The following is a 15,289-nucleotide window of genomic DNA, read 5'->3' on the forward strand; positions in this document are numbered from 1 at the left end:
CCAGCAATTTCTTTCTCAGGTTTCTAGTTAGACTAATACTTAACCCCGTTTACCAAAGTAAATGAGGTTAAGGCTTTGCTAGCTGAGATTGAACTCTTCCGGGAGGTGGCAAGTTAGTCTTCATAATCAAGTTCTTCGCTCTTCCTTCTTAGGAAATATTTTGACTATAATAGGTTTGGGCTATTCAGCAGGTGCAACATGGGGTTATTTATTCAAACTATTAAATCCCTGGCTAAATTTATTCGTTTTGTCTTTATTATTTTTTTTCTCATAGCGACAACATCTTATATTTTAAGTTTTTTACTTGCTTCTAAAGAAACAAAAACTTTAAAAGTACCGAAGATAAGGGCAACAGAAAACCAATTAAAAAATTTTACTTCAACTACTTTAAGTAAAGGATGGTTTGAACATCTTAGTGTGGTAAATACAAATATTTTTTATGCAAGTGGAATTAATTTAGTTAATAAAAGTCCTTACTCTTTTTATAAAAGTACTGATGGGGGTTTAACTTGGGATTCTATGAAAACACCATTTAGTACGAGTATTTCCGTAATTAATGAAGATATTTTATATGTCGGTAGCTTAAAATTTGGTGTTGGAAAAACAGTAGATGGAGGTAAAACCTGGAGTCCAACGAATTTGTCAAATGTTGATATTCTACAAGTCCAAGCTTTGGATTCTAATTCAGTTTATGCTCTCACAAGTAACAAGATTGGTTTTGGAGGTAGTCTTTTTCAAACAAATGATGGAGGAACGACATGGAAAAAAATTTATTCTTCAATATGGACCGTCCCTCTAACATTTTATGCCGTAAATTCAAAAATAATCTATTTAGGTTTAAGTCATGGTTTTATTAATAACAGTAAAATTCTAAAAACGACTGATGGGGGTTTAACTTGGGAGACTGTCTTTGTAGGTACAAATAAAACCTCTATTGATACACTGTATTACAAGGAAAATACTTTGTTTGCCACAACTTCCGAAGGCCTACTTAAAACTTTGGATGGCGGTAAAAATTGGTATTTAATAACCAAGGGCTTACCAAGGGTATTTGAAAGTAAAATATATTACTTTCCAAAAATTACGGCGCTTAATTCTCAAGAAATCATCTTATCTTCTCCCGCATTACAATCAATTTATATTACTTATAATGGAGGTAGCTCATGGCAAAATATTCCAATAAATAAAACTGTCCATGACATCACAACTTTTAATAATATAATTTATGTCGGGACCCAAGGTTCTCTTATTCAACTTCAAGAAAATCCATAATTCAAAGAATCAAAATTCTCGAAACTTTTAGCGCACTTAGGTTCCGTTTTAGTTTGAAGTCTGTTTACTGTGAAGTAGACTTAATGCAGAAAACTAACCTCGAAATAGTTCAACACTTGAAAAACCGTTTTGTTTAGCCTCATAAGCAGCAACGGTCGCAAAACCCCCGTTTTATATACATGTCAAATGCGAAGAAGAGGCACAGGTTAGAATGTTAAATTAGGCTTGAGTGGGATTAGTTTATAATTCCATGACTTTTGAAAACATTTCTAATAAAATTGCTTCCTTTCAAATATTCTATGTTTCTGTGTCGTTTATTGTTTGTCGACCTCTAACTAGGAGTAATTAATGAAACATCAGTTGACCCATCTTTTTAATCTTAATGAAAATGAATTTTTAAAAACTTTGACTCAAGTCCCTAATGGATGTATTTCACTTAACTTAAGCAGAAATGACTTTGGTAAAAGAAGTGGAAATCTTTTAGCATGTATCGTATTCCCTCCAAATTTAGTCTCATTGGATTTAAGCCTTAATCATCTTATTAATAAGTCTGGAGCTAGATTAGCTCAATTTTTTGCTGTATTACCCAATTTAACCTCACTTGATTTAAGTAAGAATTCTTTAGCTCGAAAATCAGATGTGCAGTGGAGCTTTGAATTTAACTTTTTAGACAAATTCTCTACCGAAATCTATAAGTTGGGTAGTGAATTGGCTCTTGCCTTCGCAGCTCTTCCTCAAACTTTAACTCATCTTGATTTACGTGAGAATGAATTAAATATTCTTCCTTTAGAAGAAATGATCCTTCTTAAGGGTAAATTACCGCAAATTAGCACAGTGAATTTATCCTATGAAGAAATGAATGTGATGACAAAGAAGCAACGTCAAGCTATTCGTGATATATTTCCAAATATTAAAACTATTTTTATATATAAAAACGAAGAGTTGTGCGAGGATAACGAGCAGCTATATACAGAGGAAAATGCAGCTGACCTCCGGAGCATATCGAACTATTCTCGATGGAACAATTATTGTACTTAAGCTCATCCTAAGAAATATGACAATCTTAATACCCGTAAAATGAGATAGAGGAGTAGGTTCTTAAATAGCCTATTAGGTTTGATTACTGTGAAAACCAAACAATTCTCTTTTTCTAAGCTACTTATATCAAATCGTTAATTTAATCATCATTTCTTTGGTCCGGGAATGTCATTGTGCTTATCCCGGGTTCCACTTAACTCAATGTTATTCTGTAATTCAACGTATTCTTTTAGCCTTGAGTAAATCCAATCTCTACTGCCGGCTTCTTGTATGCTCTGGTGCTGCTCTGCTTCTCCTTACCTCCAACTTCTGCTGCGAGGTTGGAAAAAGCTCTAATGTGTTCCATTTATGTCCCCGTGTAATTCATAAAGCATTTTTTTTGGTCTACATGTTGTTTGCCGACCAACAGAATTAGTATATAATTACCAGGTTTTTTAATTTGAGTTCACTATTTTATTTAGGTTGGTAGCCGAATGGTCATCTTTTTTATTACTCTTAGCATTTTGGTGTTAAGCCTGCTTTGTGTAGCCGTGATGGTTTTCAAGCTCATTCGCCAGCCCGCTGAGCCTCTCTCTTTGATGCAATACTTGAAATTAATTGTAAGCGGAGTGATTGCTTTTATCGCCGATACTTTGGGCGTTGGAAGTTTTGCTGTTAATGTGGCTTTGGCAAAATTGACGGGTACGTTCCGTGATGACGAAATGCCTGCGGTAAATAATGGAGCGCAAGTGATCCCAGGAACAATTGAATCTTTGTTTTTTATGGGGTTGGTTGATGTTGATTTAACTACGCTTCTGACCTTAGTTATGGGTACTTGTGTTGGTGGTCTACTCGGTGGTTTTGTTGTAAGTCATATGAGTAAGCAGACAATTCGTTTGGCTATGGTTTGCTGTTTTGCTTTAATTATTCTGCTCTTAATTTCACATCAATTTCGCCTGTTACCTGTTGGCGGTGAATTAACTGAATTGCATTCATGGAAATTAATCATAGGTTTTTTAGCGATGGTGGTTTGCGGTGCTTTAACCTCAGTGGGAATAGGTTTATTTGTTATGGTACAAGGCGTACTGTTTTTAATGAATGTTTCGCCTGTAGTGGCATTCCCAATTATGACTACTGCAGGCGCCATGCAGCAACCATTAACTACTTTTGTATTCTTGAAACATAATAAAATCCCTTTAAAGAAAACCATGATTCTAAGTCTCTCAGGCTGTTTAGGTGTTTTTATTACTATCCCTATTTTTATGCAGTTAACCATTACCTGGTTGCACTTACTTTTATTATTCATCCTGACCTATAATTTTTTTGCGGTGGGCCGTTCGTATCTACGCTCCAGACCCAGAAAACATTATACACAAACGCCAACACCTGCTTCCCTTGTCGCAGCTGAATAATAGTCTATACTTTACACGCTCATTTTGTGAGCGTGTAAAGTATATAATATGATTAGCTAATTTTAAGGTTAAAAAGTACATACTATGGATGAGCCAGTCAGTAAATCACAAAAAAAACGAGATGCCGATTTTTTACAAAAAATGGGTGTAAAATTGATTGACTTGAGTTTGTCTAAGCTTGAGTTACTTCCACTTCCTGAAAATCTCTACAAAGCAATTATTGATGCAAAGTCTATTAAAAGTCATGGTGCTAAAAGAAGACAATCCCAATTAATTGGAAAGTTAATGCGTGCTGCTGATCATGAAGAAATTTTGGCAGCTTATGAGCGTTTGCTTGAAGAAGATAAAGCGGTAACGGCGTCATTTCATGAGGTTGAGCATTGGCGTGATCGCTTGCTCAACGAAGGTAAAGAAGCATTAACTGCATTTATTGAAGCGTATCAGCCTGAAGAGGTCCAGCATTTAAGACAATTAATAAAAAAGGCGGTTGATGATCAACAGAAAGAAAAAAATACAGGTGCTGCCAAAGCTCTTTTTCGCTATTTGAGGTCATCCATAGAATGAAATATTCTCTATTTATAAGCTGCCCGCGCGGACTTGAATATTTATTGGAAGAGGAATTAAAAGCCTTAGGTTTATCGGTTACGCGCGTCAATCCTCAAGGAGTTTATGGAGATGCCGATTTACTGACTCTTTATAAATTATGTCTTTGGTCACGAATAGCAAATCGTGTGCAATTAATTCTTTTTAGTGGTTATGCGGGTAATGAGCAGGCGCTGCATCAACTGTGTACAGAATTTCATTGGCAGACTGTATTTTCCCACGATAAAACGATTGCTATTGAATTTCATGGATCTTCTGAGCACATTCGCAATACGATGTTTGGTGCACAGGTTGTTAAAGATGGAATAGTAGATCATTTTCGTCGATTAAATCATTCGCGCCCATCAGTAGATAAAGAAAAACCACAAATTCTTATTCATGCCTATTTGAAAAACGATGTGGTCACTGTGAGCTTTGATCTCACTGGATACAGTTTGCACCAAAGGGGATATCGTCATAAAGCGGGTGTTGCTCCTTTAAAGGAAAATGTTGCTGCGGCACTGCTTATGCGCGCGAAATGGCCGGAATTAGCTGCTAAAGGGTATGCTTTGCATGATCCTTTTTGTGGTGCGGGTACTTTAGTTATTGAAGCGGCCATGATGGCAGCACATATTGCTCCTGGTTTATTGCGCCAGGATCAAGCGTTACAATATTGGGCACAACATCAATCTTCGTTATGGGAAAAATTACGGGTAGATGCTCTGCAGCACGTTAAAACCCTGCCCCTGACCTTATTGGGTACCGACGCAGATAACAAAATAATTGCTATAGCGCGCCAAAATGCTGAACGTGCTGGTGTCGCGCCATTGGTTGATTTTAAAACGCAAACATTAAATGAGGTTAAGGCTCCAGCAAAAAAGGGATTGGTTATATGTAATCCTCCTTATGGCGAACGCCTAAGTGAGGTGACGCACTTGGTTCCGCTTTATCAGCAACTGGGTAAGATTTTGCATGCACATTATCAAGGTTGGCAGGCTGCAATTTTGACCTCCAATCCCGTTTTGGCCAAGGCCTTAGGACTTCGTGCTAGGAAACAATACACCATATATAATGGCGCATTGGAATGCAAACTGTATTGTTTGGATATTCATGTAACAAATGAGCTTAAAGGCATCATGAGCAGTACCTTATCTGAAGGGGCGCAGATGCTGTTCAATCGACTGGAAAAAAATTATCGCCACTTACAGAAATGGGCGAAAAAAAATCATATTTCGTGTTATCGAATATACGATGCAGATTTGCCTGAATACGCATATGCCATAGATATATATAATGATTGTGCTGTACTCCAAGAATACGCTGCCCCTGCAAGTATTCCAGCGCATAAAGCAGAGAAACGCAGTTTGGAAGTAATGCAGGTTGTTCCCAGGGCGCTAGGGTTGGAAGCGAATCAATTGGTAGTAAAGCAACGCAAACAACAAAAAGGCAGTGAGCAATATCAAAAACTAGGGCAAACTCGAAAAACCATGGTTGTTACAGAGGGGCAGGCTAAGTTTAAAGTTAATTTATATGATTATCTGGATACCGGTTTATTTTTGGATCATCGATTAATGCGCTTAAGCTTCGCCAAATTAAAGCCAGGAACACGATTTCTCAATTGTTTTTGTTATACTGCCAGTGCCAGTGTTCATGCGGCTTTAGCTGGAGCATTGACAACAAATGTTGATCTTTCCAATACTTATTTGCGTTGGGCTGAAGAGAATTTCAAGTTAAATCATCTTGATTTATCGAAGCACCAATTCGTGCAGTATGATTGCCGTGAATGGATGAGAATTGCTCGCGATCGTTTTGATGTTATTTTTTTAGATCCGCCTAGTTTTTCCAACTCGAAGCGCATGGCGGATACTTTGGATATTCAACGCGATCATGTTTCTTTAGTGAACTCAGCGATGCGTTTGCTAAATCCTAACGGAGTTTTATATTTTTCTACTAATTTTCGCCAATTTAAATTGGATCCCCTGCTTCTAGAAAAATATTCAGTGCAGGATATTAGCGCGCAAACAATAGATCAGGACTTTAGACGAAATCAAAAAATTCATCACTGTTTTAAAGTAATGATGCCGCAATTTGCCGGTACTTGAAACAGGAACTGTGACAGGATGTACGAATGAAAAAACAAGGAAAAAAGAAAAGAAATATATTGCATCCTGCAAATGTATATCTGCATATGGTGCGTAACGCCTGTTTTGGGTTGTTAATCACCGCGTTAGCGCTTTTTGTAGGTATGTTGGGATATCATTATTTAGAGAAAATGCCCTGGGTTGATGCATTCATGAATGCCTCCATGATTCTTTCAGGCATGGGACCTGCGGCCAATCTGGTCACGGCCTCCGGGAAGATTTTTGCTGGGTGTTATGCGTTATTTAGCGGTTTGGCATTTATTGCCATTATGGTGATTATCCTTTCGCCCCTGATTCATCAGTTTTTTCGTAAAATTCATTTGGAGAGTAAGACGATCTATTCTGACGATCAAGACTAGGTCTGTTTACATTTCTACTATCCTGGTCAAACTGTCCCGATTTTCTGTGCTCCGATGCTCACATACTCATGTATGCTACGCTTCGGTGCTCGAAAATCAGGCCATTTTGACTCAAGCTAGCGAAATGAAAATAGACCCTAAAGAGTATTTTTATCTACTCCATATATTTGTTCTTTTAATGAGTTCATGAGCCCAGCCATAAAAAATAGCTCTGCGACAAGAAATAAAGGGGCTATGAACGCTTGGCTCAAGTTATCCATGAATGCCGGTTTTTTACCTTCCAGATAATGACCGTAAAATTGTAATCCCCAGCCTATAATAAAAAAGATAACAAACGCCCAGACCCCTAATGTTGTCGGGCCATCTTGGCTAAACCAATTTGCTATCAATAACAGGATGAGCATAATTGGAGTAAGTACCAAAGCGAGTTGCCAATTTAGGCGGAAATAATAAATTAAGGCAATTACCGTAGCGAAAAAAGCAAGATTTGTTGCAAAAACACCAGGCATAATTATTTTTATAAAACCTAACAAGATCATTACTGATAAAATAATGAGAGGAACTCCTGCCATATGTGTGTAACGTGTCTTGATATTTTGATGATATGCCGCATAAAACTGTGCTTGTTCAATAAACGATTTCATATTAAAAATATTCTGATTATGGTTCTATAGAACATAGCACATTCTCTTAAAAAAAGCAGTTGCCTGGGTAGTGCATGATTCAGTAGTGGGATGGGTTTATATCTTTAAAATATAGTTAATCGATGCAGCAAAGCTAAATTTTCTTAGAACAGCACAGAACATGCTCTCTATTTATCAAAAGCATATGTTCCTACCAGATAAAGCACATTTCCATTAGTTGATGAGCCAGGAATGTACGCCGCTTTTAAGGACAGCTTTTTATAGAAAACACCTGCCCAAGGGACAGCTCCCGGAAAAGGAACACGATGTAGGATATCAGGGCGTGACGTAATCAATACAGAAAATCCTAGCCCTGCTTTAAAATCTTTACTCAAATTTGCGACTTTTAAATAGGCATATCCAGCAGTTGGTTCAAGATTGCGATGAGAGTCGAGGAATGCAAACGCATAAAGGCCGTGCCAATTTCCTTTTTCATCAAAAAAACCTTTACCGAATCCACCTCCCCAAGCGAGTTCATTGTATTTTTTTTCTCGAAGTTGCTTTGCAGAATAAGTAAAACGGTTGTGCCATGCATAACCTGAAAGATACAGTTCGGTATTGCCTTCAGTCCACGTTTGATGCAGATGACGACAAAAAGGTTTAAAAAAAGGAAGCCAATATTTACATCCTTTGGGTTCTTCAGTATTAAAAACAGGAATATCCTCTTTTTTCATATCGTTTTGTACTGCTGGAATTGCAGGAGAATTTAAATTTTTTCCGTTATTGGATAAAGATGTAGAAGAAGTCCCAGAAAATCTGCTGCTGTGAGTATTCAAAGAAAACAGTATTAATAGACCAATAATGATCATTCGTAAGGTTATTTTTTTCATTTACTTTAAACCTATGCGGGATCTAGACTATAAAACATATAGCTTGTGATCTATTTTCCTATTGTTGATTGGCAGCATTCTTGCTTGAAAATAGAACTATGAGGTTTCAAACTTGTGAGCATACCATGGACTTGTTTCGTAAAAAAGAGATTAGTACATCATTTGAGAGCGAATCTCACCTCGTTAAATGTCTTACCGCTTTTGATCTGACTTTTTTAGGAGTTGGAGCTATTATCGGTGCAGGAATTTTTATTTTGACAGGAGTTGTTGCTGCAATAGATGCTGGTCCTGCAGTTGTCTTTTCCTATGTGTTAGCTGGTCTGGTTTGTGTTTTTTCTGCGTTATCTTATGCTGAATTAGCTGCATCTATTGGGGGATGTGGAAGTGCTTATGGTTATGCATATGCTGGTTTTGGAGAGTTAATTGCATGGGTTGTTGGTTGGGATTTATTGTTGGAATATGCTATTTCTGTTTCTGCGGTATCTGTTGGCTGGAGCAGTTATGCCAATGATTTTCTCAAGGCTATAAAAATAAATATACCAACAATACTTATGTATGGTCCAAAGGATGGCGGTGTTTTTAATTTGTTGGCTTGTGTGATTATTGCCATTTTAACGGCGTTATTAATTTGGGGAGTCAAATCAAGCTCTCGCGTAAATAACATTATGGTTATGATCAAGCTTTTGGTTGTTCTTCTTTTTATTATTGTGGCCACCAGGGAGATTGACCCATCTAATTGGTCACCATTTTTACCTTTTGGTTGGCATGGTGTTATTAAAGGAGCTTCCTTAATATTTTTTGCTTACATTGGATTTGATGCGGTCTCTACAGCGGCTGAAGAGGCTATCAACCCACAGCGTGATTTACCCATAGGAATAATAGGCTCATTATTTATCTGTACGATAATATATATTATCGTTGCTGGATTATTGACCGGTATAGCACATTACAGCACCCTTAATGTGGCATCCCCCATCAGTCATGCCTTATTAGCTTTAGGTTATAAAACAATAGCCAGCTTTATCAGTGTTGGTGCTGTAGCTGGATTGACTACCGTAATGCTGGTATTATTTTATGGTTTAACACGTGTTATGTTAGCAATGACACGTGATGGTCTATTACCGAAAGTTTTTTCTAAAACAAATCCGTATACTCATACACCCATACGCGTTATTTTATTGTGCGGTATTTTAATGGCATCACTAGCTGCTGTCGCCCCAATACATGTTTTGGCTGAACTGGTGAATGTCGGTACTTTATTTGCGTTTTTTATTGTCTGTGCTGGTGTAACCTATTTACATTATAAACAACCACAGATGCATCGACCGTTTAGAACCCCTGGAATGCCTTATGTACCTATTTTGGGGATGATAAGCTGTTTTTATTTAATTATTCATTTGCCTGTGATTACGCTCATTCGTTTTGTTATTTGGATGGCCATTGGGATGGTGATTTATTTTGTCTTTAGCTATAAGAATAGTTCTTTGGCAAAAAAATAGCCTAGCTTGAGTGCTTCATTAGGATCTTGCTGTATATAGTACTATATATGACTTAATACTAATGCAGCGGAAATTATTGCAGATGCAGGAATTGTAATAAGCCAGGAAAAGAAAATTTTCTTGATGACCCGCCAATGTGGTCCGGCGAGACCATTAATTAAGCCAACCCCGGCAATTGCACCTGTAACGGTATGGGTGGTTGAGATAGGAATACCACATTGAGTTGCTATAAAAAGCGAAATGGCGGCGCCAGTTTCTGCAGCTGAACCCTTCATTGGGTCGAGTTTTGTTATTTTAGTTCCCATAGTATGGACGATACGCCATCCCCCTGCCAAGGTTCCAAGACTAATCGCTGCCTGGCATGAAATAACTACCCAAAAGGGAACATAAAAAGGACCCTCAATCCATGCAGCTGAAAACAATATTATAGAAACAATACCCATTGTTTTTTGTCCATCATTACTGCCGTGGGTTAAGCTAAGCAATGCAGACGAACACAATTGGAAGATTTTAAATAGTTTGAACTCAGTTTTTTTTCCATTGCGCAAAAATTTATAAAAAAAATAAATAATAAGCAATGCAATGAGCAGTCCAAGTGCTGGCGAAATAAAAATCCCTCCAATCACTTTGGCAAAACCTGAAATTTTAAGCGATGAAAAGCCGCCTTTGGCGATTGCAGCACCTGCTAACCCACCAATCAGTGCATGTGACGAACTGGATGGAAGCCCGTAATACCAAGTAGCGAGATTCCAAAATATAGCGCCGACCAATGCGGCTAAAATAAAATGCGCATCGACAATATCTGAATCAATCAGGCCGCTACCAATGGTGTGTGCAACAGTGAGATTGAATACTAAAAATGAAATGAAATTGAAAAAAGCCGCCCACACTACTGCTTGTTTTGGGGTTAAAACTTTAGTAGTAACAATAGTAGCTATAGAATTTGCCGCATCATGGAAGCCATTGATAAAGTCAAAGATGTAGGCTACCAAGATAACAAAAAGTGTAAACAAAATGGCTGAGTCCATATCAATAGCTCCTTGTGCCATAATTTTGTAATCTGGACGAACGTAGCGAATTTAGGAGATCTACCTCAACTTCATTCTGCTTTATTTCATTAGACTACTATACGTAATAACTACTTTTAGTCATTAATTTAGATACAACACGCATTAATTGTTTCACTAGATAAGGTAGTTCTATAGCTCCAGCGTTCAAAGCTGCAGTTGCATGTTGTTCTTCATCTTCTTTCATTTTAATAAGAATTGCATGTGATTTTTTATCTTTTGCTGGTAATTTTTTTAAATGGCGATGCAAATGGTGAGCGACTTGTCGTTCAGTTTCTGCGACAAATCCCAAGCTGACTTTGTCGCCAGCTAAACCAGCAAGTGCTCCTAATATAATCGAACCGCCATACCATAAAGGATTTAATATGCTGGGTTTTGAACCCAGTTCTGCCAAGCGCTCTTCACACCAGGCTAAATGATCTGTTTCTTCAGCCGCAGCATCACTCATTTGCTTTTTAATATGGGTTAATTGTGCCGTTAAAGCTTGACCTTGATAAAGTGCTTGGGCACAGACTTCTCCTGCATGATTGACACGCATAAGTCCGGCCACATGTTTTTTTTCTTTTGTAGACAGATCCGTATCAGCAAGTGATTCTGCGGGGGATGGACGATTACTCGTTCGCTGTGCAGGGGGAAATAAGGTGCGCAGAGCATTGTCTACTTCAAAGATGAGTGAATCAAGCATATTCATATAAAGGGACTGTCTTGTTAGAACATTGTTTTGTCTATGGTAGCTTGATTATCATTAGGTTTGAAGTCATCACCTGTTTTTTCTTTAGTGTTTGAACGACGCTTTCCTAACGGAGAGTCGAATAAATAACTTTCTTCTTCAATAGAAGGAGCCACGATTGCAAACCCATTATCAAGGCTATGATTACTCGAGCGTCCTAAATGGTGGCTCACATTGCTTCCTGTTTGGGATTGGGGGCTTATTTCATCCATCTCTTCAGATGGGTCTTCTTCCGGATAAATTGTTTTTCTGCCCAGCAGATGCAGGACTCCTAAAAATAATGTTCCTGTAACAAAAGTCAGCATTGCTCCTGTAGCAGCTGAAATTGATAAACTCACTAAAGAAAATAATTGGACAAAAGGATAGGCCAAAGTGCCAAGCAAGGAAAGTGCTCCAGGCCCCATAGAAGGCATAAGCGCTGCAAAAATTGGCGGTGCAAAGAACGCAAGGGCAGCTATTGCAGCCCCAATAATGCATACAGAGGCTAAAGCACTAAGATACCCTAGAATAGGATGAACCTTCCGGGCAGCTTCATAACTGACTCGAGGTGAAGTAACGGTTCGAAGCAGATAATAGGCGCCTTTAAACAGGTTTTGCAATCCCATGGTTGAAAGTAACAAAAGAGTACGTATGCTTTGAGTTATTCCATGAGTAGGTGCCCAAGAGAGCACTTTATTTTTAAAAAAGGAGTATGTTTCACTGAGAAAATTAAGCGGGAACTCAGTGATTAGTGACAGCAAATTGGTTAATGGAGCAGTAATAAATTTCAGGGTCAGGAAATAGGCTATTTTAGAAGCGTTTGACTTTGAAGGCCACCCCAAAAAGTAATGCCCAAAATGATATGTATTTTTTTCATGTTCTTGAGCAAGAGGTAGAAAGGTATCTTGCCAAGCCTTTTTCAAAAAGAGAAAAAAGGAACTATGATCTCGCGAATTTTTATTTTCTTGAATTGAAAGATCGTCTGCCATAAGTACTCTTAATTCGGTTGTATATTTATATAGAGATTGTGATTTTTAAGCGCAAACTGCTCATTATTATATATTCTGATCAATATTAAGGCAATATTAAGTAATTAGTTTGCAGGTACTTTAGGTTAAAAGCCATGAATGACCATCAGAATCTGGATCCCGCGGACAAGCCCGCGGGATGTCGGCAGGGAGTGTTCTATAAATGCATCTAATTGCGTGATATAAAATCATAAAGCTCACCTTTCGCGCTTTATGTCCGGAATCCAGCTTCGGTTTTTCAGCAAGGTCAAAGAACGCAAACAGGTAAAAAAAGAGCGATTTTATCTTCAATAAATAGATGCGTTTACCCTATATCCTATATGTTGTACGATTTAGTTCATTGGCTCATTGTTGAAGCCAATTTTGTAATGCGGCTACGGTTTCTTGATGTACTTGGAGAAGTTGTTGGTAAAGTACTGTAGGGTATCGTTCCGGATTGTTTTGAAAATGTTTTTCTAAGGCTTCACATGCATGGCGCATGCGAAGAGTGCCGCAATAAAGCGCACTACTTTTCATTTTATGTGTTAGCTTATGGATTTCAATCAGGTCTTGTTTTTCCCAAGCCTGAGCTGTTTTTATTAAATCTTTAGTATTTTCCTCGATAAAGAGATGCAGCATTTTTTTGAGTGTTTTTTCCGATCCCAGATTATTGATTCCATGAGTACTATCAAATAATGGATATTCATTAATCGGGAGAAGAGGGTCAACCTTTGCAGTGGGTACATTGTGGATTTGTAATTTAGAGGTGCTGTATCGAGCCAGCAATGCCTGCAGCATACTGCTGCGCAGAGGTTTGGTAATTACTTGATTTATCCCAGCCGCTACACATTCATTTTCAACATCAGTTACTGCATGGGCTGTTAAACAAATGATGGGGGTAGGGATGAGACTCCGGCTTTGTTCATAATGACGGAATTGTTTTGCTAATTGTATCCCAGTGGTATCAGGTAGGCCAATATCACTTAAGATCCAATCAAAGGTATGTGTTTGAAACAATTCCATTGCTCTGGTACCTGTTGATGCGGATAAAAATCGGATGCCGAGTTGTTGTAAAAGATTTTCTATCATTTTTAAGGCGATGGCATTATCTTCAATAAGCAGCACAAGAGGTGAATCATTTGTTTTTTCTAAGATTAGTTTTTCAGGAGGAAGGGATGTTGATTTTTGGTGGTCTATAGGTTTTTCTATATAATGGACAGGGATGGTTAGCGTAAATGTAGTCCCTGTATGTATTGTAGAGTCAACGCGTATCTTTCCTTTTAAAAGCTGGGTATAACGTTTCACAATATGCAATCCTACACCATGACCTGAATAAATCCCTTGATGTGATGGGGTTGCCCGGTAAAACCGTTTGAAGATTTTGTCTTTATCTTTAGGTCTAATTCCTGGTCCGCTATCTTTGACAAAAAACTCCAGGAACATTTTTCCATGGTGAGGCGATTTAGGCCTAACTCCAATTTCAATAAATCCTTTTTCAGTAAATTTAACGGCATTGCCTAAAAGGTTTAATAAAATTCGATGAAGTTTTACGGTATCTGTAGTTATCCATTCAGGGGTATTGCAGTCAATACTGATTAATAAATCCAATTTTTTCAAAGTGATGGTTGGAAGCTCCAGATCGGCAATACTGCGAATCAAATCATGGACATTGCAGGCTGTTTCATTGATTATATTTTCTTGTTGGCTTCCTGCAGCGATAATATCGAGCACCCCGTTGAGCAGCGCCAGGAGTTGCTCCCCGCTTATATTGATCATATGAGCGTATTCTTTTTCTTGGATATTTTGAACTTCTCGCTCAAGGATGCTGGACATGCCGATAATCCCACTTAAAGGGGTACGAATATCATGACTCATATTACGGATGAATTCATCTTTGGCATGGTTCGCTGCTTCTGCTTTTTCTTTCGCCTCTTTGAGCTCGGATTCGACTTTTTTTAGATAAGTAATATTAATCGTATTACCAAGAATGCCAATAACTTTCCCTGATTTATCCAACAAAGGTCTTTTGGTCGAAAGCAAAACCACTTCTTCACCTGATGGCAAAAGAGTTATTTCCTCGCGTGATAATTCAACGTTCTTTTCAATCACTTCAAGGTCATTAGCTCGATAAACATCAGCGGTTTGTTTACCAAATAGTTCATAATCTGTTTTACCAAGAACTTCGCTTTCATCACATTTATTAATAAATTTCATATGATGAAGACTTTGAATACATCGTTGATTAATTCCGGACCAAACACCTTTTAGATCTTTCCAATAGACATCTCCAGGCAAGACATCCAGCAGATTTTTTAATTGGGCATATTGTTCTTCCAGCTGATTCATTTTATTTTGTAACGTATTAATTGTTTTTTCTAAATCGGCTATCAAGTTCGCAGTGTTGGAAGTTTCATTTTTTGCCATTTTTTTCCATAATAAATTAAAATTCTTGATTTAGAGTATATTTTGAATGCCTAAATCTAAAGAACATGAATTATCCTGTATTTTAAGGCTTGGTCAATCGCGCCCATAGGACACAAAAACTAAAGAAAGCCCTTTTTACTTTTAAGCATAGCATAGGGTCTGTTTACATTTCGCTAGATTGAGCTCAAATGATCTGATTTTCGAATGCCCAAGCCTAGCATATATGAAGTATGGGAGAGCGAAACACAGAACATCATGTCATTTGAACCAGATCATAGATGTCTAGA

13 protein-coding genes are annotated in these 15,289 nt (G+C 37.8%); 7 read left to right on the top strand and 6 right to left on the bottom strand.

Features of this window, described 5'->3' with window-relative positions:
• The first annotated feature begins 198 nt into the window (after positions 1 to 198).
• From DY223_RS00190 to DY223_RS00215, 6 genes are all read left to right on the top strand, one after another.
• Entirely contained in the window at positions 199 to 1,272 is a 1,074-nt protein-coding gene (locus DY223_RS00190) for a WD40/YVTN/BNR-like repeat-containing protein (protein ID WP_058459042.1), read from the top strand.
• Between the two features lie 348 nt (positions 1,273 to 1,620).
• Complete coding sequence (locus DY223_RS00195; protein WP_058459041.1) at positions 1,621 to 2,310, top strand: leucine-rich repeat domain-containing protein; 690 nt, start codon at positions 1,621 to 1,623, stop codon at positions 2,308 to 2,310.
• Between the two features lie 473 nt (positions 2,311 to 2,783).
• Positions 2,784 to 3,701, top strand: a complete 918-nt coding sequence (locus tag DY223_RS00200) for a TSUP family transporter (protein WP_058459040.1) — start codon at positions 2,784 to 2,786, stop codon at positions 3,699 to 3,701.
• Positions 3,702 to 3,785: 84 nt separating this feature from the next.
• A complete protein-coding gene (yjgA, locus tag DY223_RS00205) occupies positions 3,786 to 4,265 on the top strand; it encodes a ribosome biogenesis factor YjgA (RefSeq protein WP_058459039.1) in 480 nt (159 codons plus the stop codon).
• On the top strand, positions 4,262 to 6,385 hold the full coding sequence (gene rlmKL, locus DY223_RS00210; protein ID WP_058459038.1) for a bifunctional 23S rRNA (guanine(2069)-N(7))-methyltransferase RlmK/23S rRNA (guanine(2445)-N(2))-methyltransferase RlmL: 2,124 nt from the start codon (positions 4,262 to 4,264) through the stop codon (positions 6,383 to 6,385). Before yjgA ends, rlmKL begins: the two co-directional genes overlap by 4 nt.
• Positions 6,386 to 6,411: 26 nt before the next feature.
• Positions 6,412 to 6,783, top strand: a complete 372-nt coding sequence (locus tag DY223_RS00215) for a hypothetical protein (RefSeq protein WP_058459037.1) — start codon at positions 6,412 to 6,414, stop codon at positions 6,781 to 6,783.
• A 137-nt stretch (positions 6,784 to 6,920) separates the two neighbouring features.
• Here the strand turns inward: DY223_RS00215 and DY223_RS00220 are convergent, their stop codons facing one another.
• A complete protein-coding gene (locus DY223_RS00220) occupies positions 6,921 to 7,427 on the bottom strand; it encodes an Mpo1 family 2-hydroxy fatty acid dioxygenase (protein WP_058459036.1) in 507 nt (168 codons plus the stop codon).
• Between the two features lie 167 nt (positions 7,428 to 7,594).
• A complete protein-coding gene (pagP, locus tag DY223_RS00225; RefSeq protein ID WP_374930667.1) occupies positions 7,595 to 8,140 on the bottom strand; it encodes a lipid IV(A) palmitoyltransferase PagP in 546 nt (181 codons plus the stop codon).
• Positions 8,141 to 8,421: 281 nt separating this feature from the next.
• On the opposite strand from pagP, the gene DY223_RS00230 reads away from it, so the two are divergent.
• Positions 8,422 to 9,795 (top strand): amino acid permease, encoded by a 1,374-nt coding sequence (locus DY223_RS00230; protein WP_058459034.1) that lies wholly within the window; start codon positions 8,422 to 8,424, stop codon positions 9,793 to 9,795.
• Positions 9,796 to 9,836: 41 nt separating this feature from the next.
• Here the strand turns inward: DY223_RS00230 and DY223_RS00235 are convergent, their stop codons facing one another.
• From DY223_RS00235 to DY223_RS00250, 4 genes are all read right to left on the bottom strand, one after another.
• Positions 9,837 to 10,823: an inorganic phosphate transporter gene (locus DY223_RS00235; RefSeq protein ID WP_058459033.1), complete on the bottom strand. Its 987-nt coding sequence runs from the start codon at positions 10,821 to 10,823 to the stop codon at positions 9,837 to 9,839.
• A 97-nt stretch (positions 10,824 to 10,920) separates the two neighbouring features.
• Positions 10,921 to 11,553, bottom strand: a complete 633-nt coding sequence (gene coq7, locus DY223_RS00240) for a 2-polyprenyl-3-methyl-6-methoxy-1,4-benzoquinone monooxygenase (protein ID WP_058459032.1) — start codon at positions 11,551 to 11,553, stop codon at positions 10,921 to 10,923.
• A 17-nt stretch (positions 11,554 to 11,570) separates the two neighbouring features.
• The gene (locus tag DY223_RS00245; protein WP_058459031.1) at positions 11,571 to 12,560 is read right to left on the bottom strand and encodes a hypothetical protein; all 990 of its coding nucleotides are present in this window, start codon (positions 12,558 to 12,560) and stop codon (positions 11,571 to 11,573) included.
• A 384-nt stretch (positions 12,561 to 12,944) separates the two neighbouring features.
• The gene (locus DY223_RS00250; protein WP_058459030.1) at positions 12,945 to 15,002 is read right to left on the bottom strand and encodes an ATP-binding protein; all 2,058 of its coding nucleotides are present in this window, start codon (positions 15,000 to 15,002) and stop codon (positions 12,945 to 12,947) included.
• Positions 15,003 to 15,289 lie beyond the last annotated feature (287 nt).

Source organism: Legionella bozemanae, assembly GCF_900450575.1.
In the GTDB taxonomy this organism is placed as follows: Bacteria; Pseudomonadota; Gammaproteobacteria; order Legionellales; family Legionellaceae; genus Legionella; species Legionella bozemanae.

Coding starts and splice junctions, on each gene's coding strand:
- pagP (WP_374930667.1), bottom strand. CDS start 8,140: ATGAAAAAAGAGGATATTCCTGTTTTTAATACTGAAGAACCCAAAGGA.
- DY223_RS00200 (WP_058459040.1), top strand. CDS start 2,784: ATGGTCATCTTTTTTATTACTCTTAGCATTTTGGTGTTAAGCCTGCTT.
- DY223_RS00215 (WP_058459037.1), top strand. CDS start 6,412: ATGAAAAAACAAGGAAAAAAGAAAAGAAATATATTGCATCCTGCAAAT.
- rlmKL (WP_058459038.1), top strand. CDS start 4,262: ATGAAATATTCTCTATTTATAAGCTGCCCGCGCGGACTTGAATATTTA.
- DY223_RS00190 (WP_058459042.1), top strand. CDS start 199: ATGGGGTTATTTATTCAAACTATTAAATCCCTGGCTAAATTTATTCGT.
- yjgA (WP_058459039.1), top strand. CDS start 3,786: ATGGATGAGCCAGTCAGTAAATCACAAAAAAAACGAGATGCCGATTTT.
- DY223_RS00250 (WP_058459030.1), bottom strand. CDS start 15,002: ATGGCAAAAAATGAAACTTCCAACACTGCGAACTTGATAGCCGATTTA.
- DY223_RS00230 (WP_058459034.1), top strand. CDS start 8,422: ATGGACTTGTTTCGTAAAAAAGAGATTAGTACATCATTTGAGAGCGAA.
- DY223_RS00220 (WP_058459036.1), bottom strand. CDS start 7,427: ATGAAATCGTTTATTGAACAAGCACAGTTTTATGCGGCATATCATCAA.
- DY223_RS00195 (WP_058459041.1), top strand. CDS start 1,621: ATGAAACATCAGTTGACCCATCTTTTTAATCTTAATGAAAATGAATTT.
- coq7 (WP_058459032.1), bottom strand. CDS start 11,553: ATGAATATGCTTGATTCACTCATCTTTGAAGTAGACAATGCTCTGCGC.
- DY223_RS00245 (WP_058459031.1), bottom strand. CDS start 12,560: ATGGCAGACGATCTTTCAATTCAAGAAAATAAAAATTCGCGAGATCAT.
- DY223_RS00235 (WP_058459033.1), bottom strand. CDS start 10,823: ATGGACTCAGCCATTTTGTTTACACTTTTTGTTATCTTGGTAGCCTAC.